We start from the raw sequence: 24,925 nt of genomic DNA on the forward strand, positions 1-24,925 counted from the left end.
TAAGCGCAAAAGGAGCCCCGCATGGATTGCCCGGTCACCGCTCGTCCCACCGTCATCGTTATCTCCGACTCGCTCGGAGATACCGCTTGCGAGGTGGTGCTTGCGGCGTCCGGGCAATTTGATGAAGGGGCTTTTCGTGTTTTGCGCCTGCCCAAGGTGACCTCGGTGGAGCAGGTCGAGTCGTTTGTCGGTCCGCGCGTGGATGCAGACCATCGCGATATCGCCGTGTTTCACACCATCGTCGACCCGGCCCTTCGTGCTCGCGTGCTCGATTACCTGGGCATGCTGCATATCCGTTCGGTTGACCTGATCGGCCCTACGCTTGCCGTGCTGTCTTCGCTCATCGGCGTTGCGCCCAAGGGCGTGGCGGGTGTGATCCATAAGACGGACGACCGCTACTTCCATCGCATCGAGGCCATGGAGTACTTTGTCGAGCATGATGACGGACGCGGTTGTGACGACCTGTCGGGAGCCGATATCGTGCTGCTGGGTGTGTCTCGTACGTCCAAGACACCGCTGTCGATGTATCTGGCTTACCAGGGCTATAAGGTCGCCAACGTTCCGCTGGCGCACGGCATGGAGCCGCCCAAGTCGATCTACGAGGTCGACCCGATGCGCCTGTTCGGTTTAATTTCGACCGTCGATGTGATCTCCGAGATTCGTGATAGTCGCCTGGGCGATGACTACGCCCGCGCCGTTGCCGGTTCCTATGCCGAGCCCGAGAGTGTGCGCAGCGAGCTTGAGGAAGCCCGTGCCCTCATGAAGCGCCTAGGCTGCTTTGTGGTGCGTACCGATGGCAAGGCCATCGAGGAAAGCGCTGCCGAGATCATTAGCCACTTGGAGGAAATCCAAGATGCCCGTGCCCGCCGCGCCGCCCACCGAGCCCAGCAAAGCTAGCTTATTGGGGTAGCTAAAAATGCCCGTCTCTAAAAGACTACCTAAAAATAATGCACGATATTGGTAAAGCGATTTAGCAATAAACTAGCATTTGACCTGCAAGCATCTTGCATTGGTATCTTCATAAGGTAACCAACTTTACCTACCGTTTACCGCCATTTTTACCACGTTTACCAACCCCCGCGCCCTCTGCGCAAGCCCGCCCAAAACCCGCCGTATAGTACCCTCACGGCTCGCATTCGGCGGGTCGATTCGTTACCACGGTCGTGCGCGTAAGTGCATGGAAGGGGAAGTATCGTGAGCGATTGCAAGAGGGTTTACCGTTTTGGAACCGACGCCCAGGGCACCTGTGTCACTGAGGGCGACAAGTCCATGAACTTCGTGCTTGGCGGCAAGGGCGCAAACCTTGCCGAGATGAGCCGCATCGGCCTGCCGGTTCCCGGTGGCTTTACCATTACCTGCCAGACCTGTGTCGAGTACTCCGGTGCCGGCAACGTCTGGCCCGAAGGCGCACTCGATGAGATCGTTGCCGCCGAGGCGGACCTCGAGGCCCGTTGCGGCAAGAAACTCGGCGATGCCTCCGATCCGCTGCTCGTGTCGGTTCGCTCGGGCGCTCCGTTCTCCATGCCCGGCATGATGGACACGGTCCTCAACCTGGGCCTCAACGACGATTCCGTCCAGGGTCTTATCGCGCAGACGCAGAACCCGCGCTTTGCCTGGGACAGCTACCGTCGCTTTATCCAGATGTTCTCCAACGTCGTCATGGGCGTCGACGCCGACCTATTCGAGAACGCCCTGACCCAGGCCCGCCTGGTCGCCGGCGTTCGTGTCGATTCCGAGCTTTCGGCCGAGGACCTGCAGGAGCTCGTCGAGACCTTTAAGGGCATCTTCTCCGAGAACGTCGAGGCGACCCTGTATCCCGAGCTCGAGGTCGCCGACGGTAAGCCCGTTTTCCCGCACGATCCGGAGCTCCAGCTGCGCCTTGCCATCCAGGCCGTCTTTGGCAGCTGGATGAACGAGCGCGCCTGCATCTACCGCAAGCAGCACGGCATTTCCGACGAGCTCGGCACCGCCGTCAACGTCCAGGCCATGGCCTTTGGCAACAAGGGCGAGACCTCTGCGACCGGCGTCGCCTTTACGCGCAACCCGGCCGACGGCACCAAGGAGTTCTATGGCGACTTTTTGGTGAATGCCCAGGGCGAGGACGTCGTCGCCGGCATCCGAAACACCGAGCCCATCGCCGACCTCAAGACCACCTCGGGCCTCGAGTCCGCAGGCGAGGAGCTCGAGCGCGTGTTCCTGACGCTCGAGGATCATTACCGCGATATGTGCGATATCGAGTTTACCATCGAGCAGGGCAAGCTCTGGATGCTCCAGACCCGCGTGGGCAAGCGCACCGCCACTGCCGCCCTGCGCATTGCTATCGAAATGGTCGAGGAGGGCCTCATCACCCGCGAGGAGGCTGTGAGCCGCATCGATCCCGCGCAGCTCGACCAGCTCCTGCACCCGCAGTTCGACGCCTCCAAGAAGTACGAGGCCCTGGCCAGCGGCCTTAACGCCAGCCCTGGTGCCGCCGTGGGCGAGGTCGTGTTCTCGAGTGATGACGCCGTCGCGCGTTCCGCCGAGGGCCACAAGGTCATTCTGGTCCGCTGGGAGACCAACCCCGACGACCTGAAGGGCATGGTCGCCGCAGAGGGCATCCTGACCAGCCACGGTGGCAAAACGAGCCACGCCGCCGTTATCGCCCGCGGCATGGGTACGCCCTGCGTTTGCGGCGTTGAGCGCTTCCACATTGACGCGGCAGAGAAGGTCGTGCGCATCGAGGGCAGCGACCGCGTGCTGCGCGAGGGCGATGTCATCTCCATCGACGGCACCCAGGGTATCGTCGTCGACGGCGCGGTCGACCTGGTCTCTGCAGAGCTCACCGGCGACCTGGACACCATCCTGTCTTGGGCCGATGAGATCCGTTTGGACGAGACCGACGGTCACGCCAACCACGTGCGCGTCAACGCCGACAACCCCGAGGATGCTGCGCTCGCGCTCGAGTTTGGCGCCGAGGCCATCGGTCTGTGCCGCACCGAGCACATGTTCCTGGGCGATCGCAAGAACATCATCCAGAGCTTTATCCTGTCTGACGATGAGGCCGTGAAGCAGCAGGCCCTGGCCGACTTGCTCAAGGTTCAGACCGAGGACTTCCTGGCGATGTTCAAGACCATGTCCGGTCGCGATGTGGTCGTCCGCCTGCTCGATCCGCCGCTTCATGAGTTCCTGGATAATCCTCGCGAGCTCGAGGTCGCCATCACCAAGAAGGAGGCCGCCGGCGCTCCCGAGGAGGAGCTCACTGCCCTGCGCGCCCGCCTGCGTCGCATTGACGGCATGGTCGAGTCCAACCCCATGCTGGGCTTGCGCGGCGTGCGCCTGTCCGTCGTCTTTGGCGATCTGCCGCTCATGCAGGTTCGCGCCGTCGCCACGGCCGCTGCCCGCCTTATCAAGGAGGGTGTCGACCCGCGCCCCGAGATCATGGTTCCGCTCGTTTCCATCACGGCCGAGCATGTCCAGACCCGCGAGGTTATCGAGCGCGTGATCGCCGAGGTTTCCGCCGAGGAAGGCGTCGAGCTCAATATTCCCGTGGGCACGATGCTCGAGCTGCCGCGTGCCTGCATGGTCGCTGACGAGATCGCCCATCATGCCGACTTCTTCTGCTTTGGCACCAACGACCTCACCCAGACGACCTTTGGCTTCTCGCGCGATGACGCCGAGGCCAAGTTCATCCCGCTGTACATGCATAAAAAGATCCTGAAAGACAACCCCTTCGAGACCATCGACGCGGCGGTGCTGGAGCTCGTGCGCTTGGCCGTCGAGAAGGGCCGCGCCACCAATCCCGACATGCACTTTGGCGTGTGCGGCGAGCACGGCGGCGACCCCAAGTCCATCAAGGGCCTGTTTAACGTGGCCGACGTGGACTACGTGTCCTGCTCGCCCTATCGCGTGCCCCTCGCGCGCCTGGCTGCCGCTCAGGCCAAGCTCGAGGCCAAGCGTTCCGCCTAACGTTTTGGGTTTAGACGCCTAGCGTAGCCCCCTTCATGCCGCCCGTCTCATTCGTGAGACGGGCGGTTATCATGTGCGGGTTTTGTCTTTTTGTCTGCGCAAAAAATTGTTCTTGCAGCAGAAACCCGCGCGTGTATACTCGAATACGTTTGTTCAACTACGTGCCGGCCAAGGTGGTACGGCACCTCTAGAAGAGTAAGGAATTGCACATGGATTACATCCGCGCAATCGAGCGTCAGCAGATCCGCGAGGACATTCCTCAGGTTCGCGTCGCCGACAACGTCAAGGTTCACTACCGCATTAAGGAAGGCGACCGCGAGCGCATTCAGGTCTTCCAGGGCGACGTCATCCGCATGGCCGGCGCCGGTGCCCGCGAGACCTTCACCGTCCGCAAGATGTCCTTCGGTGTCGGTGTTGAGCGTACCTTCCCGCTTCACAGCCCCAAGATCGCCAAGCTCGAGGTCGTTCGTCATGGTCGCGTCCGTCGCGCCAAGCTGTACTACCTCCGCGACAAGGTGGGCAAGGCTGCTCGCATCCCCGAGAAGCGCTAAGAAGATTGCAGCGTCTGTCCACTCGTTTGGACACAAGGGTCACCTTCGGGTGGCCCTTCTTTTTATCTGATTTGCATGCAAGGAGGGCCTGGTATGGCCAATATGACGAGCTCGGTTTCGGCATCGCAGGTTGCCGGTGAGTTGGCGAGCGCTACGTTTGAGGAGATCCCCGCCCTCGTGGAGCATTATCGCGAGGACCCGCGCCAGCAGGTGATCAAGGCTTGCGAGCGTGCTCTTAAGCGCCATGCCAAGGAACTTGCCGAGCGCGAGCGCGTCAACGGCATGTATGAGCTTATGCACGAACTCGGTGGCGATGGTGTGGTCGTGGGTGTCGACGAGGTGGGGCGCGGCTCGGTGGCCGGTCCCTTGACGGTGTGCGCCGTGTGCCTTCCCATGGAGCCGCGCGTTTGGGGCATCAATGATTCCAAAAAGCTCACGCCGGCGCGTCGTGAGCTGCTCTCGGTGAAGATTTCCGAGGTGGCGACCGCAATCGGTTTTTGCCATATCGCTCCCGCGGATATCGATGATATGGGTATGGCCCGCGCCATCCGCGCTGCTGTCGCGGGTGCTGTGGCCGATACGGGGCTCGAGCCCGATTGCGTGCTTATGGATGGCAACCCCTTGGGCGCCGTTCCCAACGAGCGTGACATGGTGAAGGGCGATGCCAAGATCGCCTGCATCGCCGCCGCCTCCATTATGGCCAAGGTCACGCGTGACGAGATGATGGTCGAGTACGATGCCGAGTATCCCGAGTACCATCTGGCCGAATCGAAGGGTTACGCAAGCCCCGAACACATCGAGGCGATTCGCAAACACGGACTTTGTCCGCTGCACCGCGTTAGCTTTTGCGGAAACTTTTTGCAGACTGAGCGCCTTTTCTAACTCAATTGTGGAGACAGGGACCTCTGGCGTTTTATAAACCTGCTGGTGGCGGGCCGTATGCAACGTGATTGTTGCATACGGCCCGTTTTTTGTCGGTATTTGGTCAGCGTTTGGTTTGTTTCCGGTACTTACCCGCATGAAAGGTGCCCTCATTATCGGGGCAATGCAGTGTGCGGGAAAGGAGACCCCATGTGTGCCGTATGCAAAAAGAGCAAGACGCAGCAACTCAAGGAGCGTTGGGAAGACGGCGAGCTCGATTGCGGGTCGATTACGCCCGAGTTTATCAAGGAGCTCAGTCCTCGCGAACTTGGCATGTTGGGTGAGCTCATTACAATCGACTACTTTAACGAGCGGGGCTATACCTTGCTTGAGCAGGGCTATCGTTGTCCCGAGGGCGAGGCCGATTTGGTGTTGCTCGACGAGCTCGATGATGTCGTGGTGATGGCCGAAGTTAAGACCAGACGCGTCGCTCTGGATTGCAACACGCGGGTCTTTCCCGAGGAGGCCGTGGACGCCCAAAAGCAGCGTCGCTATCGTCGCATTGCGGGCTGTTATCTGATGGAACACTATCCGCTCAAGGCGATTCGTTTTGATGCCGTTGGCGTGACCATCCGCGGCGGGCATATCGCCGAGATCGAGCACCAGTACAACGCATTCGATTGGCAGGTGTCGTGATGGCATTCGATACGTTTGCCGTTCATGCTGCCTGTATCCGCGGCGTCGAGGCGATTCCCGTCACCGTTGAGGTGTCACTTGCCGGTGGCATCCCGGGTATTCAGATGCTCGGTATCCCGAGCATGGAGGTGATGGAATCTCGCGGGCGTATTCGCTGCGCCATGCGCTCGGCAGGCTTCGAGATTCCTCGGTCGGGCATTACCGTCAACCTGGCACCCGGCGATATCCGTAAAACCGGCAGCGGCTTCGACCTGCCAATTGCCATCGCGGTGCTGGCGGCAGACGGGCAGATTCCCCGCGATAATTTGGATCGTTGCCTCATCGCCGGCGAGCTTGGCCTGGACGGCACGGTGTTGCCCGTAAAGGGCGAGGTGGCGTTCCAACTGCTCGCGCGCGATATGGGGCTCTCCTTTATTGCGGGAAGGTCCGATCAGCATGTGCCACTCGCGGGAGTGGACTGTGGCTTTATCGACCACCTCTCGCAACTTGCCCACGGCATGGGGGATGCCGCCCGTCATTATCTGGATACCGAAGGAGTCGAGGCTACCTTTGAGCCCGAACTCGATTATGCCGACGTGCTGGGGCAGGAAGTCGCCAAGCGCGGCATGGCGCTTGCGGCGGCAGGAGAGCTCGGCTTGCTGATGATTGGGTCCCCGGGGTCGGGCAAGACGATGCTCGCGCGACGCATGACCGGCATTTTGCCCGAGCTTTCTGTTGAGGATCAGCAGGAGGCGCTGTGTATCCATTCGGTCTTGGGCGAGAACATTGATGGGCTTTTGGCGGGGCATCGGCCTTTCCGCAGTCCGCACCATAGCATTTCGACCGCGGGCCTTATCGGTGGTGGGCGCCCGGTTCATCCGGGCGAGATCAGCCTGGCTCATGGCGGCGTGCTCTTTTTGGACGAGCTCGCCGAGTTTCCCACCGGCGTGCTGCAGACGTTGCGCCAGCCCATCGAGCGCGGCTATGTGAAGATCGTGCGCGTTGACGGGGCCTTTACCTTCCCATCGCGCTTTCAGCTGCTGGCCGCGAGCAATCCCTGCCCCTGCGGCTTTTTGGGTGATCGCGAAGTGCCGTGTCGCTGTTCCGCCTCGATGGTCGAACGCTATCGAGCTAAGCTGCGCGGTCCTTTGGCCGACCGTATCGACATGATGCTCGACGTGACCCGTCCCGACCCCCAGGTGATTATCGAGGGCGCCGAAGGCATGTCATCGGCTGAGTTGCGCGATTACGTCGTGCGCGGCCGAGCCTTCCGTGCCTGGCGCGAGTCACATATGGACGATGCGGACGCCGAGGCCGAGGACGACGAGTCCCGCTCCATTGACGGCGTCGTGTCGACTTTTGCGCTCGATGAGGCGGCAGAGAAGTGCGTACTCGGCCTGTCGAAGCGCACGCATCTCACAGGTCGCGGCATCGTGCGTCTGGTGCGCATCGCGCGCACCATCGCCGATGTCGCCGAGAGCGAGCGGGTGACGCAGGACCACGTGCTCGAGGCGGCGATGTATCAGGGAAGGAGGGACCAATAATGGCTGAGGGGACCTTTGAGTTGCATCCCGGTGATGCGTTGTATCCCGAGACTGTTTTGGAGCTTTCGGATGTGCCCGAGACCCTCTACGTTCGTGGTGATCCTGCCGTGTTATCGACGCCCGCGCTCTCCATTATCGGCGCGCGTAAAGCATCTCCGTATGGCCTTGCCGTCGCGGAACTTGCTGCCAAGGTGGCGGTCGAGGCGGGGGTGACGGTGGTCTCTGGTGGCGCCGTGGGCTGCGATCAGGCGTCGGGTTGGGCTGCGGTCAACGCCGGCGGCAAGCACGTTGTGGTGCTGGGGACGGGCGCCGACGTGGTCTATCCGCGTTCGAGCGCGGGGCTTATTACGCGCACGCTTGATATGGGTGGCGCGGTCGTGTCGATCTCTCCGTGGGGCATGGGTCCGCGCAAGTTTGCCTTTCCGCGCCGCAATCGCGTGATCGCGGCCCTGTCGCAAGCCCTCTTTGTATCCGAGGCCGGTATGCCTTCCGGGACGTTTTCTACAGCCGAGGCTGCTATGGATTTGGGGCGCGAACTTCTTGCCGTGCCGGGGTCGATCCTTTCGCCCGAGTCGCGTGGCACGAATTACCTCATTGCGAACGGTGCCTGCTGCATCATCGACGAGGAATCTATCGAGATGGCTATCTCACGCATCTACGGAACCCTGCGCTACTCGCGCCCCGATGCTCCCGGCATTGCCGACCTGGATTCAACGCAGCAGACCGTGATGCATGCGCTCATCGCCTCTCCGCTCAAGGTCGACGACATCGCGGCGCTCGTCTCGCTCAATGCTGTCGGCGTACTTAAGCTCCTGGGCTCGCTTGAACTCGAGGGTCTTATCGAGCGCATGATGGATGGAAGGTATGCGCCCTCCAAGTTTGCCCTTCACGCCCAGACACCCTTCGGTCACAATGGAAAACGTGTCAATTAGAAAGGTGTTTGCAGATGCAGTTCGATCAGGTGACAGTTATCGGTGGCGGTCTGGCGGGTTCGGAGTGCGCGATCCAGCTGGCAGATCGCGGGTTTGCCGTAAAGCTGTGCGAGATGCGCCCCCAGGTGAGCTCCCCGGCCCACCATACCGATCACCTGGCAGAGCTCGTCTGCTCCAATTCGTTTAAGTCGACCCGTCCGGATTCCGCGGCTGGTTTGCTGAAGGCCGAGCTTGAGCGCATGGGTTCAGTTCTGCTCGATTGCGCCCATCGCGCGGCTGTTCCCGCCGGTGGCGCCTTAGCGGTCGATCGCGTCAAGTTTTCCGAGCTTGTCGAGGCCGAAGTTGCCGCTCGTCCCAATATCGAGGTCGTGCACGGCGAGGTCACGCAGATTCCCGAGGGTCACGTGGTCATTGCCGCGGGCCCGCTGTGTTCACCTGCGCTGAGCGAAGAGGTCATGAAGCTCGTCGGTGGCGACGCCCTTGCGTTCTTCGATGCCGCGGCGCCGATCGTCGATGCCTCCACGCTCGATATGGACGTGCTGTTCTCGCAGTCGCGCTACGAGGAGCAGGGGAGCGGCGACTATCTCAACGCTCCGCTCAACAAGGAGGAGTACGAGGCCTTTATCGAGGCGCTTACCACGGCCGACCGCGTGGTGCTCAAAGACTTTGAGGGCGGCGATCTGTTCCAGGCCTGCCAGCCCGCCGAGGAGGTCGCGCGCACGGGCAAGGATGCCATCCGCTTTGGTGCCATGAAGCCCGTCGGCCTCACCGACCCGCGTACCGGACGTCGCCCCTGGGCGGCGATTCAGCTGCGTGCCGAGAACAAGGAGAAGACCGCCTATAACCTGGTGGGCTTCCAGACCAACCTGACCTTTGGCGAGCAGAAGCGCGTCTTCCATATGGTGCCGGGCCTGGAGAACGCTGAGTTCTTCCGCTACGGTGTCATGCACCGCAATACCTTTGTCGATGCCCCGCACGTGCTCGATGGCACCTTTGCCGTGCCCGGTACCGGCGTGCGCCTGGCCGGTCAGATCACCGGCACCGAGGGGTACATGGAAGCCGTGGCGACAGGTCTGCTCGCGGCGCTCAACACCTATGCCGAGGCTATCGGTGCCGCGGGCGTCGAGTTGCCGCGTGTGGGAGCCCTGGGTGCGCTCGTGGGTTATGCGACCGATCCTGCCACCGTGGGCTATCAGCCCATGCATGTCAACTTTGGCCTGGTGCCGCCACTCGAGGATGGTAAGCGCCGCAGCAAGCGCGACCGCTACCAGGCCTATGCGGACCGTGCGCTCGAGGCCCTTGATGCCTATCTGGCCACTCGCCCCGATCTGTTTGGAGGCGACCGGTCATAGCCTTTGACCTGTACGACACCGTCGACTCGTTTATCGCCTATATCGCACGCGTCGAGGGACTTTCTCCCAACACGGTGACGGCCTATGGCTCGAGGCTGGAACGCTTCGCTGCCTGGTGCGAGCGCGAGGATATCGATGCCTTCGCTGCCGACGTGCGCACCATTCGTCGCTATCTTGCCGAGCTTTCGCGTGAGCAGGTGGCTCCCCGAACGCTTGCGGCGCACCTGTCGGCTATCCGATCGCTCTATCGCTGGATGGCTGCCGAGGGGATTGTCGAGGGCGATGCGGTCTCGGCGATCGCATCGCCCAAGCTGCCGCGTGACCTGCCGGGCGTCCTTACGACCCTGCAGGTCGAGGCGCTGCTCAAGACGCCCGATACCTCAACACCCGCGGGACTGCGCGATGCGGCGATGCTCGAGCTGCTCTATGCCTCGGGCGCCCGTATCTCTGAGCTCGCAGCACTCAATGTGGAGTCCATTGCGTGGTCCGAACGCACGCTGCGCCTGTGGGGCAAGGGGAGCAAAGAACGTATCGTCCCTCTGTATCGTCGTGCGCTCGAGGCGACGCGTCTCTATATTGAGGAGGGGAGGCCGGAGTTGCTCGCTCGGGCAAAGCGCCGTGACCCCGCTACCGGGCCGCATCCGCTGCTTATATCGGCGCGCGGTAATCGCATGAGTGCCGCGATGCTCAGGCGGCGGTTCCATACGCTGGCGACGCTCGCCGGCATTCCAGCCGACATCGCCCCGCATGCGATGCGCCATACCTTTGCGACCGACTTGCTCGAGGGCGGTGCGGACCTGCGCTCGGTTCAAGAGCTGCTGGGTCATGCGAGCCTGTCCACGACGCAGATCTACACACATCTCACGCCCGATCGGCTCAAACGTGCCGTGGCTCAAGCCCATCCCCGCGGCGAATAGTGGCTGGGACGTCCCGCGCCGCACTCAGGTGTGTGGTTTTGATTGCGGGTTGGCAGGAAGAAGCATTCCTGCTATCATTCATCGGGTTGCTTCACGGCAACATGTTTTTATCACGCACGCGCGGCTACTTCATACCGTGGTGCCCGGGCTTTGGTAGCACATGTCCGGGTTGGTTTTGGAGGATGACCCCGCGCGGAGGCAAACCACAGGAGGTTTAACATGGCTACCAAGATTAATATCCGCACCCTGCTCGAGGCCGGCTGCCACTTCGGTCACCAGACCCGTCGCTGGAACCCCAAGATGAAGCCGTTCATCTTCGGTGAGCGCAACGGCATCTACATCCTCGACCTCAAGCAGACCATCCTCGACGCCGACCAGGCCTACACCTTCGTCAAGAACGTCGCCAAGGGCGGCAACGTGCTGTTCGTCGGCACCAAGAAGCAGGCTCAGGAGGCCGTCAAGAACGCTGCTGAGCGCGCCAACATGCCTTACATCAACCAGCGTTGGCTCGGCGGTATGCTGACCAACTTCGTCACCATTCGCTCCCGCATCAACCGCATGGAGGAGCTCGAGGCCATGGTCGAGGACGGCCGCATGGCAGTGCTCCCCAAGAAGGAGCAGGCTGTTCTCGGCAAGGAGCTCACCAAGCTCCAGACCAACCTCGGTGGCGCCCGCGACATGAAGGGTCTGCCCCAGGCTCTCTTCGTCATCGACACCAAGCGCGAGGAGAACGCCATCAAGGAGGCCCAGCGCCTGAACATCCCCGTCGTCGCTCTGATTGACACCAACTCCGATCCCGACGAGGTCGAGTACGGCATCCCCTGCAACGATGACGCTATCTCCGCTGTCACCCTTATGTGCGAGCTCATGGCTGATGCCTGCCTCGCTGGCTCCGGTAAGGAGCAGGTCTCCGAGGCCGAGATGGCCGCTGAGCCCAAGGCCGAGTAAATCAGTCTTAGTTAATTCTTTTTCATCTCTTTGAAAGGAACCACAATGGCCCAGATTACCGCCGCTATGGTCAAGCAGCTCCGCGAGATGACCGACTCCCCGATGATGGAGTGCAAGAAGGCTCTCGTCGAGGCTGACGGCGACATGGACGCCGCTGTCGACGTTCTGCGCAAGAACGGCCTCGCCAAGGCTGCCAAGAAGGCTGGCCGCGAGACCAACGAGGGCGCTGTCGCCGCGTTCGTCTCCGAGGATGGCAAGACCGGCGCTCTGCTCGAGCTCTCCTGCGAGACCGACTTTGTTGGCTCCAACGCTAAGTTCACCGGCTTTGCTTCCAAGGTCGCTGAGGTTGTCGCTACCACCGAGCCTGCTGATGTCGACGCTCTGCTCGAGAAGCCGATGGGCGAGGAGACCGTTTCCTCCGAGCTCACCGAGATGATTCACATCATGGGTGAGAACATGAAGATCTCCCGTTTCGCCGCCCGCAAGGCCGAGAACGGCGCTCTCGCTTCTTACATCCACATGGGTGGTAAGATCGGCGTCCTCGTCGAGTTCGCCTTCGAGAAGGCCGAGACCGCTCAGGCTGAGTCCTTCAAGACCTTCGCTCACGACGTTGCCCTTCAGGTTGCCGCCGTCGCACCGATCTGCGCTACCCGCGATCAGGTTCCGGCCGAGACCGTCGAGCACGAGAAGCAGATCTACATGGCCCAGGCTGCCGAGTCCGGCAAGCCCGAGGCTATCCAGGAGAAGATGGCTGTTGGCCGTCTGGAGAAGTTCTACAAGCAGTCCGTGCTCACCGAGCAGGAGTTCATCAAGGACAGCTCCCTCACCATCAAGAAGTACGCTGAGCAGGTCTCCAAGGAGCTCGGCGACACCATTACCGTCGTTGCCTTTGACCGTCTGGTCCGTGGCGAGTAAATAAGCTCTTGTAGCTGGTAATGAGCAGGCTGTGGGTTTTACTCACAGCCTGCTTTTTCATGGCTCTTATCAGAGCCTTTGATATCATATTGAGAGTCTAATTAAAGGAGGATCGCTTTGTCCGACATCCGATATAAACGCGTGCTTCTTAAGCTTTCCGGCGAAGCACTGATGGGCGACGGCCAATATGGCATCGACCCCAAGGTTACCGACCATCTTGCCAAGCAGGTCAAGGAGCTGCTCGCCGTTGGCCATGAGGTCGGCGTCGTTGTCGGCGGCGGCAATATTTTCCGCGGCATGGCAGGCGCTGCCGGTGGCATGGAGCGTGCTCAGGCCGACTACATGGGCATGCTGGCAACCGTTATGAACGCGCTCGCCCTGCAGGATGCCTTCGAGCACAACGATGTTCCCTGCCGCGTGATGAGCGCTATCCAGATGAACGAGATCTGCGAGCCCTATATTCGTCGCCGCGCTATCAACCATCTGTCCAAGGGCAACGTCGTCATCTTCGCTGCCGGTTCGGGCAATCCGTACTTTACGACCGACACCGCTGCGGCTCTTCGTGCGTGCGAGATTGGCGCCGAGATTCTGATTAAAGCCACCAAGGTTGACGGCATCTACGACAAGGATCCCGTCAAGTGCGCCGATGCCGTCCGTTTTGACAAGATTACCTATCACGAGGTTCTCGTCCGCGGTCTGCAGGTTATGGATTCCACGGCTACGGCACTGTGCCAGGATAACCGTATGCCGATTTTGGTCCTCAACATCGATGGCGAGGACACCGTCAAGCGCGCGCTTTCGGGTGAGCCCGTCGGCACGCTCGTCTATCAGGAGGATTAAGCATGGCAGAGAACATCACCGCCCATATGGACAAGTCGCTCGAGTCCCTCAAGCATAACTTCTCCAAGGTTCGTACCGGCCGCGCCAATGCCAACATTCTGTCCGACATCACCGTCGATTATTACGGTGTTCCCACGCCGGTCACGCAGGTTGCCGCCGTCAAGACCCCCGAGGCCCACATGCTGCTCATCGAGCCGTGGGACAAGGCGCTCATCAATGCTATCGTCAAGGCCATCGGCGCTTCCGATCTGGGTATTACCCCCAACTCCGATGGCACCGTCGTTCGTCTTCCGTTCCCGGCTCCCACTGAGGAGCGCCGTCGCGAGCTTGTCAAGGAGTGCCGCGAGTACGCCGAGCAGGCCAAGGTGTCTATCCGTAACATCCGTCGCGACTTTAACAACAAGCTCGAGCGCGATGAGGAGCTCACCGAGGACGATGTCCGTCGCGAGCAGGCCAAGGTCCAGAAGCACACCGATGAGTATGTCGCCAAGGTCGAGGAGCTTCTGAAGGAAAAAGAAGCCGAGGTCATGGAGATCTAAGGTGCAATACGACGAGCATAAACTGGTCGAGTACTTTGCCGACGCCCCTGCGGGCGTCGGTTTTTCCGACCTTGACCTCAATAACATTCCACACCATATCTCGTGCATCATGGACGGCAACGGTCGTTGGGCCACGTCGCGCGGTCTTGCACGCACCGAGGGTCATAAGGCAGGTATCGTCTCGCTGCGCGAGATCATTACCGCCTGCGTGCGCCTGGGCGTCGACGTGCTTTCTGCCTATGCGTTTTCGACCGAAAACTGGAACCGTCCGCAGCATGAGGTCAACGTCTTGATGCATCTGTTTGCCAAGACGTTTATCGACGAGCTGCCGCTTCTGAAGCGCGAAAACGTGCGTGTTGTCTTTTTGGGTGACATTTCCGCGCTGCCCAAGAAGACCCGCGACGTTTTTGAACGCGGTCTTGCCGAGTGCGCCGATCACACCGGTATGACGCTGGCGCTTGCCGTCAACTACGGCGCGCGTGCCGAGATTACCCGCGCTGTCCGTCAGATTGCACTCGACGCTGCCGCCGGTAAGATCGATCCTGCCGCAATTGATGACGACATGGTGGCTTCCCACCTCTATACCGCCGGCCTTCCCGATCCTGAGCTTGTGATTCGCACCTCTGGTGAGCTGCGCCTTTCGAACTATCTGCTGTGGCAGGTGGCTTATTCCGAGTTCTATGTCACCGATACCTATTGGCCCGACTTTGATCGTTGGGGCCTTGTCGACGCCATTTTGGCCTATCAGGGCCGTGACCGTAGGTTTGGTGGACTGAGCAAGACCGAGGAGGCTTAATCGTGTCCGATCGTCCCAAGGCATCTGCTCCCAAGACGCCTGCGCGCAAAGCTGCCGCTGCGGGAGCGCCTGCAGCGAAGAGCGGCACCGGTTCGTGGCTGGCGGGCTTTATTACCCGTGCCGCCGCCGGTATCGTCTACGCCGTTGTCTTTATCCTGTGCCTGGTTTTGGGTATCGTGCCCACGGCCATCTTCGTGTCCGTCATGAGCGGTCTGTGCTGCAATGAGTTCTTCCGCATGACGAGGCTCGATGGCAAGGTTGCTAACGAGCGCTTGGGTATCGCTGCCGCCGTGCTCTTTCCGCTCTCGGCGCTGGGCGATTCGATGCTGCTGAATGCCCTGCTTTTTGCCCTGATGCTCGCGGTGGGTATCTGGTATGTCTGGTCGCGGCGCACCCGTATCTCGGATGTCGCCGTGACGCTTATGGGTCCTATCTACACCGGCTTTATGCTGTCGGCCATCGTGCTGTTGCGCGATGCCGTGCCCGGCTTTGCCGGCGCCCTGCTTTCGGTGGGCGTTTGCGCGTCCCTCTGGGTTTCCGATTCGTTTGCCTACATCGTGGGCAGCCGTATCGGCAAGCACAAGATGGTTCCCAAGATTTCTCCCAAAAAGAGCTGGGAGGGCTTTGTCGGCGGCATTTTGGGCTCAGTTTTGATCTGGCTTATCCTGTGGGCTACGCACTTCTATAAGCTGAGCCTGCCTTATGCGCTGCTGTGCGGCGTGGTCGTCTCCATCTTGGGCGTTATCGGCGATCTCATCGAGTCGCGCATCAAGCGCGGCGTGGGTGTCAAAGATTCCGGTAATCTCATTCCGGGCCACGGCGGCATGCTCGATCGCAGCGATTCGCTTATCTTTGGCTGCATTACCGCACAGCTGCTCTTGATGATCGGAGGCGTGCTGTAATGGCCCATCAGACGACGTATGGCCCCGATGGGCGTCTCCGTGTTGCCATTCTGGGCTGCACGGGTTCTATCGGCACCCAGGCGCTCGATGTATGCCGTCAGCATGCCGATCGCCTTCAGGTGACGGCGCTGTCCGTCAACTCCAGCACTTCCGAGCTCGTTGCCGCTGCCCGTGAGTTCTCGGTTCCGGCGGTTGCCGTGGCTGATGTCGCTCATGGTGAAGACGCCGTGCTGCAGGAACTGCCCGCGGGCACCGAGCTTGGCGTTGGTGCGCAGGCGGTCTGCGAGCTTGCATGTCGCGATGATGTCGACTGCGTGCTTGTTGCCATTGTGGGAGCGGCGGGTCTCGAGGCGAGCCATGCGGCCTTGATCTCGAACAAGCGCCTTGCTCTTGCCAACAAGGAGTCGCTCGTCGTTGGCGGCGATCTGCTTATGCCTTTGGCGCAGCCAGGTCAGCTTATTCCGGTCGACTCCGAGCATTCTGCCATCTACCAGTGCTATCTGGGGGAGAATCCGCGCGAAGCCCACTGCATTTGGCTCACCTGCTCGGGTGGCCCGTTCTTTGGCCGCACGCGCGACGAGCTCGATCGCGTGACGCGTGCCGATGCCCTGGCACATCCCACCTGGGCTATGGGCGCCAAGATCACTATCGACTCCGCCACCCTTATGAACAAGGGTCTGGAGCGTATCGAGGCTATGCATCTGTTCGACTGTGATCTCGACTTTATCAACGTCGTCGTGCAGCGTCAGTCCAAGATTCACTCCATGGTCGAGTTTGCCGATGGCTCCGTGATGGCGCATCTCGGTGCTTCCGACATGCGTATTCCCATCCAGTTTGCCTTCTCGTATCCCGAACGCTGGGATACGCCGGCACCTCGCATCGACTTCCGCGAGCTGGGTCAGCTCACCTTTGATGCTGCTGATATGGATACCTTCCGCTGCCTTGCGCTTGCTGAGCGCGCTGGCAAGACGGGCGGCACCATGCCGTGCGTTCTCAATGCCGCCAACGAGGTCGCCGTCGATGCCTTCCTGCACGATGCCTGTAGTTTTACCGATATCGACCGTATTGTGGAGTCCTGCATGGACGCCCACGATACGCAGGCGGTCGCTTCGTTTGAGCAGCTCCGCGAAATCGATTCTTGGGCGCGCGCAAAGGCTGCACAAGTTCTCGCTGCAACCCGTTCCTAACCCATAAGGATTGCTTTTTCGTTTTATGGATACCGTTCTGAGCGTTCTCTCATCGGTCTTTTGGGGCCTTCTGATGCTTTCCGTCCTCGTGTTTTTGCACGAGGGCGGCCACTTTTTGGCGGCGCGTGCCTGTGGCGTCCGCGTGACCGAGTTCTTTTTGGGCCTGCCGTGCCGCTTTGACATCCACCACACATCTCGTCGCATCGGCACCAAGTTTGGCGTGACCCCGCTGTTGTTGGGTGGGTATGCTGCCATCTGCGGCATGGATCCTACCGACGTCTCGTGTGCCGACCGCGTTCTTGCGGCGATATATCGCCATGGTCGCGTTTCGGTTGCAGACCTTTCTGCCGTGCTTGACCTGCCCGAGGAGGAAGTGCTCGAGGCCTGTGCTTTGCTGCTTGGTTGGGGCTCCATCGCGCCTTGGTACGAAGAAGGGGAGAAGCCTTCGCCCAGCTACTATCCCACCAAGTATCAGACGCTGCCACGCGATGCGTCTGGCTACACAACCTTTGACGGCCGCCGGTTCGATCGCGAACATGCGACTGCCGAGGGCGATGTGTGGGAACTGCCGTGCGGCGAGGCCGAGTTCCTTGCGCGTGAGCGCTCGCATACTTATTTGGGCCAAGGTTTTCTCAAGCGTGCCTTTATGCTGCTCGCGGGTATCATCGTCAATATCCTGACGGGCTTTTTGCTCCTGATGAGCATCTACTCCATCGCGGGCGTTACCGTGCCGGTGGATACCAACGTGATCGGTCAGGTCGACGAAGGCTCGATTGCCGCCAAGGCGGGAATCGAGGGTGGCGACGCAATCCTTTCGGTCGACGGTGTATCTTGTTCCTCCTGGATGGACGTTTATGACGCTATCGGCAAGGCTGCTGGTAAGGACGACATCGCCATTGAGTATGAGCGTGACGGCAAGCAGTATTCGACCTCGGTTGCGCTCAAGGAGGACGAGCGCTTGGGCGTGTATGCTTCTACGCAGGTGGTCCGTTTGGATCCCATCACGTCGGCACGCTTGTCCTTCTCCTATGTCGTGCAGACGGCGGAGGGTGTGATGCGCTTACTGCAGCCGCAGCATACGATGGAGATTCTCGATCAGTCCACCTCTATTGTAGGCATTAGCGTCATGTCCTCACAGGCTGCTGCTGCCGGTCCTGCCACGTTCCTTTCGTTTGCCGCCCTCATTTCGTTCTCGCTTGGCTTTATGAACCTGCTGCCCATCCCACCACTCGATGGCGGCAAGCTGGTCATCGAGATCATTCAAAAGATTGTAGGCCGCGAGCTTCCGCTCAAGGTCCAGACGATTGTGAGCTATGTGGGCATCGCGCTCTTTGCGCTGCTGTTTGTCTATATGCTTCGTTCCGACATCCTTCGATTTATTCTGTAGGGGAGTGTTTGGATTGTCTTTATCCCATCCTTTGCCTCGCGATTTGACTCGCCCCGTGCATGTGGGCGGTGTGCAGATCGGTGGCGGTGCGCCGGTGGTGGTCCAATCCATGACCTGCACCGATACCGCTGATGCCCAGGCAACACTTGCGCAAGTGTGCGCGTTGGGGCAGGCTGGCTGCGATATCGTGCGTGTGAGCGTGCCCACCGAGGCCGCGCTCGAGGGCTTTCGTATCATTTGTGCTGAGTCCCCGGTGCCGATCGTCGCCGATATCCACTTTAACCATAAGCTTGCCATTGGCGCCGTTGAGGCTGGTGCCGCCAAGTTGCGCATCAATCCCGGCAACATTGGCGATTGGGCCAAGGTCGATGCCGTGATCGATGCCGCGGGCGCTGCGGGTTGTTCGATTCGTATTGGCGTGAACGCGGGCTCGCTTGAGCAGGATATCGCCGAGCGCGACGACCTCACGCAGCCCGAAAAGCTCGTGATGTCGAGCGAGCGTTTTGTCAAGCATTTTGAAGACCGCGGCTTTACCAACATTGTGCTTTCGGCCAAGGCCCATAGCGTGCAAACGACGCTCGATACCTATCGAGCCCTCTCGCGCGAGATTCCCCATGTTCCGCTTCACCTGGGCGTGACGGAGGCGGGGACCAAGCTGCAGGGCACTATCAAGAGCTCGGTGGGTCTGGGTATTCTGCTGTCCGAGGGCATCGGTGACACCATGCGCGTGTCGCTTACGGCCGATCCGGTTGAGGAGCCGCCGGTTGCCTGGGGTATTCTGCAGTCGCTGGGCCTGCGTCGCCGTGGCCCCGAGATTGTCTCGTGCCCCACGTGCGCCCGCTGCCAGGTTAACCTCATTCCCATCGCCGAGGAGGTCACCGAGCGGCTTAAGAACTACTCCGCGCCGCTTTCGATCGCTGTGATGGGATGTGCCGTTAATGGCCCCGGTGAGGCTTCTGATGCCGACCTGGGCGTTGCTTGCGGACGTGGTCAGGCCTTGCTCTTTTCGCATGGCCAGATCATTGGTAAAGTAGCTGAGGATCATATTGTCGACGCGCTTATGGCAGAGGTCGACAAACTTATTGAGGAGAAATAAATGACCCGAGCAATGTATATGTCTAAGCTCTATGCGCCGACGCTCAAAGAGGATCCGGCCGACGCCGAGCTCGCCAGCCACCGCCTGCTGCTCCGTGCCGGCATGATCCGCAAGGAGGCCGCCGGTCTGTATTCCTACCTGCCGCTTGCTTGGCGCTCGATCCGCAAGATTGAGAACATCGTGCGCGACGAGATGGACGCCGCCGGCGCCCAGGAGCTTATGATGCCTATCATGGTCGATGCCGAGTTGTGGCGTGAGTCCGGCCGCATCGACGCCTATGGCAAAGAGCTTGTGCGCTTTGACGACCGTCATGGACGCGAGTTCGTCCTGGGCCCCACGCACGAGGAGACCGTCACGGCCCTGGTGCGCAACGAGCTGCGCTCCTATAAGCAGCTGCCCGTCAACCTGTACCACATTCAGGACAAGTTCCGCGACGAGTTCCGCCCCCGCTTTGGCCTGATGCGCGGTCGCGAGTTCATCATGAAGGACGCCTACAGCTTCTCCGCTACGCAGGAGAGTCTGCAGGAGGAGTATGACAAGATGAAGCAGGCCTACGCTAACATTTGCGAGCGCTGCTACATCAAGGCCTTGCCCGTCGTTGCCGACTCCGGCGAGATCGGTGGCGATACCTCCGTCGAGTACATGGCTTTGGCCGATGCCGGCGAGGCTTCTCTCGTCTATTGCGATGACTGCGGTTTTGCCGCCGATGATGAGGCTGCAAGCACCAAGGTCGTCGTGACTGAGGGTCCCGGTGACGGTACGCTTACCAAGGTTGAGACTCCGGGCATGGGCACCATTGAGGCTGTTGCTAAGTTCTTTGGGTTCCCCGAGAACGGCACGCGCAAGTCCCTGGCGCTCATCGATGCCGAGGGCAAGCCCGTCGTGGCCATCGTCCCGGGCGATCATGAGCTCAACGACTGCAAGGCCGAGCATGTCTTTGGCAAGGGCTATCGCATGATGACCGACGAGGAGCTCCAGACCTACGGTCTGCACAAGGGCTTTATCGGACCGGTTAACTTGCCCGAGGGCATCCGTCTGGTGTGCGACGAGAGCCTGCGCGAGTCCAAGCAGTGGGCCTGCGGCGCCAACGAGGTCGATTATCACTTTACCGGTGCCTGCCCCGAGCGCGACTTTACCGTCGACGAGTGGGCCGACCTGGTCACCGTCGTTGCCGGCGATCCCTGCCCGCACTGCGGCAAGCCGCTCTCTGCTGCTCGCGGCATCGAGGTTTCCCAGGTCTTCCAGCTGGGCACCAAGTATTCCGAGGCCATGGGTGCCACCTTTATGGACGAGGACGGCAAGGAGAAGCCGCTCATCATGGGTTGTTACGGCGTGGGCGTGTCCCGCTCGCTTGCTGCCGTCGTGGAGCAGCACAACGACGAACACGGCATCGTCTGGCCGGTCTCCGTTGCCCCGTACGAGGTCGCGGTGATTCCGCTCGATCCCAAGAAGGAGGAGTGCGCTACCGTCTGCGAGCAGATTGTTGATGGCCTGTGCGCCGAGGGTATCGAGGTCGTCGTCGATGACCGCGACGAGCGTCCCGGCTTTAAGTTTGCCGACAACGACCTTATGGGCTTCCCGTATCAGGTCGTTCTGGGTAAGCGTGGCCTCAAGAATGGCACGGTGGAGCTCAAGGACCGTGCCACGGGCGAGCGTGAGGACGTGGCGATCGACGAGGTCGTCGCCAAGGTTGCCGAGCTTGTTAAGGCGGCCCGCCGTTAATCGACGATTTCGCTTGTAGTTCGATATGTGGGACAGCCCCGCATTTCTCCAGATCGGGGAGATGCGGGGCCGTCCTTTTATCTTGTAACATTCTCAATATCTAAAAGGAAAACCCCACAGCCCATATGAGCTGCGGGGTTTTCTTGTGCCTCCGATGCGAAATAAATCGCTCAGATATTACTGATAATCGACGACGTCGATCCAGTTCTTCAGGAACTCATCGTTCACGTTGCGCTTACGAGCGAGCTCGGAAGCGGCGACGATGCTCGTCCACTGACGCACGACCTGCATGGGCATGTCGGCGCGGTCGCAGTAGAGCTCCAGGTAGGCCTCAGCCTGGTCCTTGCTGTTGAGGGCGAAGAGCAGGTAGGTGGTGGCAACGTCGGCAGCAGGGGAGCCCTGGGTGGCGTGTGCCCAGTCGCACACATAGAGCTGGCCGTCGTCGCCGACGATGACGTTGGAGGGGTTGAAGTCGCCGTGGCAGACCTTGAACTCCTTGGTCATGCCGTCCAGACGCTCCTGAAGGTTGTAGCGCGTGGTGGCATTGAGCTGATCAAGGCTGTCGATCATGCGGGCGAACTTGTCGCGCTGACGGTTGAGCAGCGGGGAGGTGTAGCCGTGGATCTCGATCTGGAGGTCGACGAACATCTCGAGGTACTCACCAAAGCGCTGGGGCTCGGCAGTCATCTTCTCGGCAAGGGTGGTGCCCGGAACCTTCTCGGTCACGAGCGCCCAGCCGTTGGCGTTCTCGAGCTGGGAAACCTCGAGAGCCTTGGGGCTGCGGATGCCGCACTCATTGATGCGGGCAAGATTCAAAGCCTCGTTGAACACGTCGGAGACAGGCTTGGTCTCGTTAAAGACCTTGACGATCTTGTCGCCCAGGTCGTAAACGACCTTGTTGCCACGGCGGACGAGCTCGGTCTTGGAATCGGGTAGCAGCATGGTTGCATCCTTTCAACGATGCGATAGAAGCGACGGCGGGGGTGTGTGAAACACCCGTGCACCCCCGCCGTTAAAAACCGTGCTAAAACTAGCAGACGGCGTAGTCCTGAGGCTCGCGGCCGTAGTAGGCGTCCAGGTAGAGCTCCTTGATCTCGCTCATGAGCGGGTAGCGCGGGTTGGCGCCGGTGCACTGGTCGTTGAATGCCTGCTCGGTCATCTCGTCGAGGGTGTCGAGGAAGTACTGCTCGTCAACACCGTAGTCGGCGATGGTCTTCTTGACGCCGATGAAGTCTTTGAGCTCCTCGAGCTTCGTGATGAAGTTCTCGAAGACCTCCTTGTCGTCCTTGCCCTCGATGCCGCAGTACTTGGCCATCTCGGCGTAGTTGTGCAGCGCGTTGGGGTAAGGATACTGGGAGAAGGTACCCATCTTGACGGGAGCCTCGGCGGCGTTGTAGCGCATGACGCGGGTCAGGATGACGGCGTTGGCGAGGCCGTGGGGCAGGTGATGGAAGGCGCCGAGCTTGTGAGCCATGGAGTGGTTGAGGCCCAGGAAGGCGTTGGCGAAGGCCATACCGGCCATGCAGGAGGCGTTGTGCATCTCCTCGCGGGCATGCGGGTCCTTGGCGCCGTTCGTGAAGCTTGAGGGCAGGTTCTCGAAGACGAGCTTAGCAGCGCGCTCGGAGAGGCCCTTGGTGTAGTCGGAAGCCATGATGGAGACGTAGGACTCGATGGCGTGGGTCATGACGTCGATGCCGGAGGCAGCGGTCAGGCCGCGCGGGGCGGTCATGCAGTTGTCGGCGTCGACGATAGCCATGTTGGGGAGCAGCGCGTAGTCGGCGAGCGGCCACTTGATGCCGGTCTCCTTGTCGGTGATGATGGCGAACGGCGTGCACTCGGAGCCGGTACCCGAAGAGGTCGGGACGGCGACGAAGTAGGCCTTCTTGCCCATCTCGGGGAAGGTGAAGATACGCTTGCGGATGTCCATGAAGTCCATGGCCATGTCCTCAAACTTGCACTCGGGGTGCTCGTACATCATCCACATGATCTTGCCGGCGTCCATAGCGGAGCCACCGCCGACGGCGATGATGACGTCCGGCTCAAAGAGAGCCATCTGCTTGGCGCCGCGACGTGCGCACTGCAGCGACGGATCGGGCTCGACGTCGTAGAAGCAGTCGTGGGCGATGCCCATCTCGTCGAGCTTGGCCTCGATGGCGCGGGTGTTGCCATTCTTGAAGAGGAACTGGTCGGTGACGATGAAGGCGCGCTTCTTGCCCATGACGGTACCGAGCTCGTCGAGGGCGACGGGCGTGGAACCCTTCTTGAAGTAGACCTTCTCGGGAGCGCGGAACCACAGCATGTTCTCACGGCGCTCGGCCACAGTCTTAACGTTGATCAAGTGCTTCACCCCAACGTTCTCGGAGACGGAGTTGCCGCCCCAGGAGCCGCAGCCCAGGGTCAGAGACGGCTTCATGCCAAAGTTGTACAGGTCACCGATGCCGCCGTGCGAGGACGGGGTGTTGATGACGATACGGCAGGCCTTCATGACGTGCTCGAACAGGCTGATCTTCTCGGCCTGGGCGGGGTGCACGTACAGAGAGGCGGTGTGGCCCGGGCCACCGGCGAGCACCAGGTGCTCGGCCTTGTCGACGGCCTCCTGGAAGTCCTTGGCGTGGTACATGGCCAGGACCGGGGAGAGCTTCTCGTGGGAGAACTCCTCCTTGGCGGGGTCGGTGGAGGTGACCTCGGCGATCAGGATCTTGGTCTTGGCGGGAACCTCGATGCCGGCGAGCTCGGCGATCTTGGCAGCGGCCATGCCGGGGATGCGGTGATCGAGAGCGCCGTTCTTGAACATGGCGGCACGCAGGGCCTCCATCTCGGCACCCTGCTTGACGAAGTAGCAGCCGCGCTTCTGGAACTCGGCCTTAACCTGGTCATAGATGCTGTCGATGACGGTCACGGACTGCTCGGAAGCGCAGATCATGCCGTTGTCGAAGGTCTTGGAGTGGATGATGGAGTTGACGGCGAGCAGCACGTCGGCGGTGTCGTCGATGACGACCGGGGTGTTACCGGCGCCAACGCCCAGGGCGGGCTTGCCCGAGGAGTAGGCGGCCTTGACCATGCCCGGGCCACCGGTGGCGAGGATGATGTCGACGTCGCGCATGACCATGTTGGTCAGCTCGATGGAGGGGACATCGACCCAGCCGATGATGCCCTCGGGGGCGCCGGCCTTGACGGCGGCGTCAAGCACGAGCTTGGCGGCGGCGATGGTGCACTTGGCGGCAGCCGGGTGCGGGGAGATGATGATGGCGTTGCGGGTCTTCAGGCTGATCAGCGTCTTGAAGATCGCAGTGGAGGTGGGGTTGGTCGTCGGGATGACGGCGCCCACGATGCCGATGGGCTCGGCGATCTTGGTGATGCCGTAAGCCTCGTCGCGCTCCAGGACACCACAGGTCTTGGTGTTCTTGTAAGCGTTGTAGATGTACTCTGCGGCGTAGTGGTTCTTGATGACCTTGTCCTCAAGAACGCCGCGGCCGGTCTCCTCGATGGCCATCTTCGCCAACGGGATACGAGCCTTGTTGGCGGCCATGGCGGCCTCATAGAAGATCTTGTCGACCTGCTCCTGCGTGTACGTAGCAAAAAGCGCCTGGGCCTCTCGCATCTGAGCGAGCTTAGCCTCAAGCGCCTCTACGTTGTCCACAATTGCGGGAGTAGTGTTTTCCGGTGACTTTTTCACCATTTGTGTCTCCTTGCGATCGGAGATTTACCCTACGCCTTGCATGATAGCAAGAAATTATTCGGCGAACGGTCAGATTCCTGTAAAAGGCACACTAAAACGCTTCAATAAACTGAAGCGTTTTAACTAAAACTATCTGC

At 60.8% G+C, this 24,925-nt stretch carries 21 protein-coding genes; 19 read left to right on the plus strand and 2 right to left on the minus strand.

The annotated features are described in order from the left end of the window. Positions 1 to 21 precede the first annotated feature (21 nt). The 19 genes from AB5Z14_RS05265 (at position 22) to AB5Z14_RS05355 (ending at position 21,109) form a co-directional block, all read left to right on the plus strand. Positions 22 to 897 (plus strand): pyruvate, water dikinase regulatory protein, encoded by an 876-nt coding sequence (locus AB5Z14_RS05265; protein WP_368130589.1) that lies wholly within the window; start codon positions 22 to 24, stop codon positions 895 to 897. A 297-nt stretch (positions 898 to 1,194) separates the two neighbouring features. Beyond that, positions 1,195 to 3,945, plus strand: coding sequence for a pyruvate, phosphate dikinase (gene ppdK, locus AB5Z14_RS05270; protein ID WP_368130590.1), 2,751 nt, complete (start codon positions 1,195 to 1,197; stop codon positions 3,943 to 3,945). Between the two features lie 209 nt (positions 3,946 to 4,154). Further along, positions 4,155 to 4,496 carry a 50S ribosomal protein L19 gene (gene rplS / locus AB5Z14_RS05275; protein WP_006236098.1) on the plus strand — a complete coding sequence of 114 codons (342 nt, stop codon included), beginning with the start codon at positions 4,155 to 4,157 and terminating at the stop codon, positions 4,494 to 4,496. A 93-nt stretch (positions 4,497 to 4,589) separates the two neighbouring features. Then, positions 4,590 to 5,378 (plus strand): ribonuclease HII, encoded by a 789-nt coding sequence (gene rnhB, locus AB5Z14_RS05280; RefSeq protein WP_368130592.1) that lies wholly within the window; start codon positions 4,590 to 4,592, stop codon positions 5,376 to 5,378. Between the two features lie 189 nt (positions 5,379 to 5,567). After that, complete coding sequence (locus AB5Z14_RS05285; RefSeq protein ID WP_368130593.1) at positions 5,568 to 6,053, plus strand: YraN family protein; 486 nt, start codon at positions 5,568 to 5,570, stop codon at positions 6,051 to 6,053. Further along, a complete protein-coding gene (locus tag AB5Z14_RS05290; protein WP_368130595.1) occupies positions 6,053 to 7,576 on the plus strand; it encodes a YifB family Mg chelatase-like AAA ATPase in 1,524 nt (507 codons plus the stop codon). The genes AB5Z14_RS05285 and AB5Z14_RS05290 overlap by 1 nt, the downstream gene beginning before the upstream one ends. Beyond that, the gene (locus tag AB5Z14_RS05295) at positions 7,576 to 8,508 is read left to right on the plus strand and encodes a DNA-processing protein DprA (protein ID WP_368130596.1); all 933 of its coding nucleotides are present in this window, start codon (positions 7,576 to 7,578) and stop codon (positions 8,506 to 8,508) included. Before AB5Z14_RS05290 ends, AB5Z14_RS05295 begins: the two co-directional genes overlap by 1 nt. A gap of 14 nt (positions 8,509 to 8,522) precedes the next feature. Continuing rightward, positions 8,523 to 9,860 carry a methylenetetrahydrofolate--tRNA-(uracil(54)-C(5))-methyltransferase (FADH(2)-oxidizing) TrmFO gene (trmFO, locus tag AB5Z14_RS05300; RefSeq protein ID WP_161144691.1) on the plus strand — a complete coding sequence of 446 codons (1,338 nt, stop codon included), beginning with the start codon at positions 8,523 to 8,525 and terminating at the stop codon, positions 9,858 to 9,860. An 8-nt stretch (positions 9,861 to 9,868) separates the two neighbouring features. Beyond that, positions 9,869 to 10,777 carry a tyrosine recombinase gene (locus tag AB5Z14_RS05305; RefSeq protein WP_368130643.1) on the plus strand — a complete coding sequence of 303 codons (909 nt, stop codon included), beginning with the start codon at positions 9,869 to 9,871 and terminating at the stop codon, positions 10,775 to 10,777. Positions 10,778 to 10,996: 219 nt separating this feature from the next. After that, positions 10,997 to 11,725 carry a 30S ribosomal protein S2 gene (rpsB, locus tag AB5Z14_RS05310; protein ID WP_006236109.1) on the plus strand — a complete coding sequence of 243 codons (729 nt, stop codon included), beginning with the start codon at positions 10,997 to 10,999 and terminating at the stop codon, positions 11,723 to 11,725. A 45-nt stretch (positions 11,726 to 11,770) separates the two neighbouring features. Next, positions 11,771 to 12,640 (plus strand): translation elongation factor Ts, encoded by an 870-nt coding sequence (gene tsf / locus AB5Z14_RS05315; protein ID WP_022094736.1) that lies wholly within the window; start codon positions 11,771 to 11,773, stop codon positions 12,638 to 12,640. A 117-nt stretch (positions 12,641 to 12,757) separates the two neighbouring features. Continuing rightward, entirely contained in the window at positions 12,758 to 13,480 is a 723-nt protein-coding gene (gene pyrH / locus AB5Z14_RS05320; protein WP_035138557.1) for a UMP kinase, read from the plus strand. Positions 13,481 to 13,482: 2 nt separating this feature from the next. Next, positions 13,483 to 14,019: a ribosome recycling factor gene (gene frr / locus AB5Z14_RS05325; protein ID WP_006236112.1), complete on the plus strand. Its 537-nt coding sequence runs from the start codon at positions 13,483 to 13,485 to the stop codon at positions 14,017 to 14,019. A gap of 1 nt (position 14,020) precedes the next feature. Then, complete coding sequence (uppS, locus tag AB5Z14_RS05330; protein WP_117735162.1) at positions 14,021 to 14,815, plus strand: undecaprenyl pyrophosphate synthase; 795 nt, start codon at positions 14,021 to 14,023, stop codon at positions 14,813 to 14,815. 2 nt (positions 14,816 to 14,817) lie between these two features. Continuing rightward, positions 14,818 to 15,717: a phosphatidate cytidylyltransferase gene (locus AB5Z14_RS05335; protein WP_368130598.1), complete on the plus strand. Its 900-nt coding sequence runs from the start codon at positions 14,818 to 14,820 to the stop codon at positions 15,715 to 15,717. Beyond that, positions 15,717 to 16,904 carry a 1-deoxy-D-xylulose-5-phosphate reductoisomerase gene (gene dxr, locus AB5Z14_RS05340; protein WP_368130599.1) on the plus strand — a complete coding sequence of 396 codons (1,188 nt, stop codon included), beginning with the start codon at positions 15,717 to 15,719 and terminating at the stop codon, positions 16,902 to 16,904. Before AB5Z14_RS05335 ends, dxr begins: the two co-directional genes overlap by 1 nt. Positions 16,905 to 16,929: 25 nt before the next feature. Beyond that, positions 16,930 to 18,291, plus strand: coding sequence for a M50 family metallopeptidase (locus tag AB5Z14_RS05345; protein WP_368130601.1), 1,362 nt, complete (start codon positions 16,930 to 16,932; stop codon positions 18,289 to 18,291). Between the two features lie 13 nt (positions 18,292 to 18,304). Continuing rightward, positions 18,305 to 19,387: a flavodoxin-dependent (E)-4-hydroxy-3-methylbut-2-enyl-diphosphate synthase gene (gene ispG, locus AB5Z14_RS05350; RefSeq protein ID WP_368130602.1), complete on the plus strand. Its 1,083-nt coding sequence runs from the start codon at positions 18,305 to 18,307 to the stop codon at positions 19,385 to 19,387. Beyond that, entirely contained in the window at positions 19,388 to 21,109 is a 1,722-nt protein-coding gene (locus AB5Z14_RS05355) for a proline--tRNA ligase (protein ID WP_271738226.1), read from the plus strand. A gap of 177 nt (positions 21,110 to 21,286) precedes the next feature. Here AB5Z14_RS05355 and AB5Z14_RS05360 read toward each other — a convergent pair whose 3' ends face one another. Both AB5Z14_RS05360 and adhE read right to left on the minus strand, forming a co-directional pair. Then, positions 21,287 to 22,051, minus strand: coding sequence for an aminoglycoside phosphotransferase family protein (locus AB5Z14_RS05360; RefSeq protein ID WP_006236119.1), 765 nt, complete (start codon positions 22,049 to 22,051; stop codon positions 21,287 to 21,289). Between the two features lie 88 nt (positions 22,052 to 22,139). Further along, positions 22,140 to 24,788, minus strand: coding sequence for a bifunctional acetaldehyde-CoA/alcohol dehydrogenase (gene adhE / locus AB5Z14_RS05365; protein WP_368130603.1), 2,649 nt, complete (start codon positions 24,786 to 24,788; stop codon positions 22,140 to 22,142). Positions 24,789 to 24,925 lie beyond the last annotated feature (137 nt).

It is taken from the genome of Collinsella aerofaciens (assembly GCF_040910265.1).
Lineage (GTDB): Bacteria > Actinomycetota > Coriobacteriia > Coriobacteriales > Coriobacteriaceae > Collinsella > Collinsella aerofaciens_BK.

Coding starts and splice junctions, on each gene's coding strand:
- rplS (WP_006236098.1), top strand. CDS start 4,155: ATGGATTACATCCGCGCAATCGAGCGTCAGCAGATCCGCGAGGACATT.
- AB5Z14_RS05290 (WP_368130595.1), top strand. CDS start 6,053: ATGGCATTCGATACGTTTGCCGTTCATGCTGCCTGTATCCGCGGCGTC.
- AB5Z14_RS05360 (WP_006236119.1), bottom strand. CDS start 22,051: ATGCTGCTACCCGATTCCAAGACCGAGCTCGTCCGCCGTGGCAACAAG.
- rpsB (WP_006236109.1), top strand. CDS start 10,997: ATGGCTACCAAGATTAATATCCGCACCCTGCTCGAGGCCGGCTGCCAC.
- trmFO (WP_161144691.1), top strand. CDS start 8,523: ATGCAGTTCGATCAGGTGACAGTTATCGGTGGCGGTCTGGCGGGTTCG.
- AB5Z14_RS05285 (WP_368130593.1), top strand. CDS start 5,568: ATGTGTGCCGTATGCAAAAAGAGCAAGACGCAGCAACTCAAGGAGCGT.
- AB5Z14_RS05265 (WP_368130589.1), top strand. CDS start 22: ATGGATTGCCCGGTCACCGCTCGTCCCACCGTCATCGTTATCTCCGAC.
- AB5Z14_RS05355 (WP_271738226.1), top strand. CDS start 19,388: ATGACCCGAGCAATGTATATGTCTAAGCTCTATGCGCCGACGCTCAAA.
- rnhB (WP_368130592.1), top strand. CDS start 4,590: ATGGCCAATATGACGAGCTCGGTTTCGGCATCGCAGGTTGCCGGTGAG.
- AB5Z14_RS05295 (WP_368130596.1), top strand. CDS start 7,576: ATGGCTGAGGGGACCTTTGAGTTGCATCCCGGTGATGCGTTGTATCCC.
- frr (WP_006236112.1), top strand. CDS start 13,483: ATGGCAGAGAACATCACCGCCCATATGGACAAGTCGCTCGAGTCCCTC.
- dxr (WP_368130599.1), top strand. CDS start 15,717: ATGGCCCATCAGACGACGTATGGCCCCGATGGGCGTCTCCGTGTTGCC.
- adhE (WP_368130603.1), bottom strand. CDS start 24,788: ATGGTGAAAAAGTCACCGGAAAACACTACTCCCGCAATTGTGGACAAC.
- tsf (WP_022094736.1), top strand. CDS start 11,771: ATGGCCCAGATTACCGCCGCTATGGTCAAGCAGCTCCGCGAGATGACC.
- AB5Z14_RS05345 (WP_368130601.1), top strand. CDS start 16,930: ATGGATACCGTTCTGAGCGTTCTCTCATCGGTCTTTTGGGGCCTTCTG.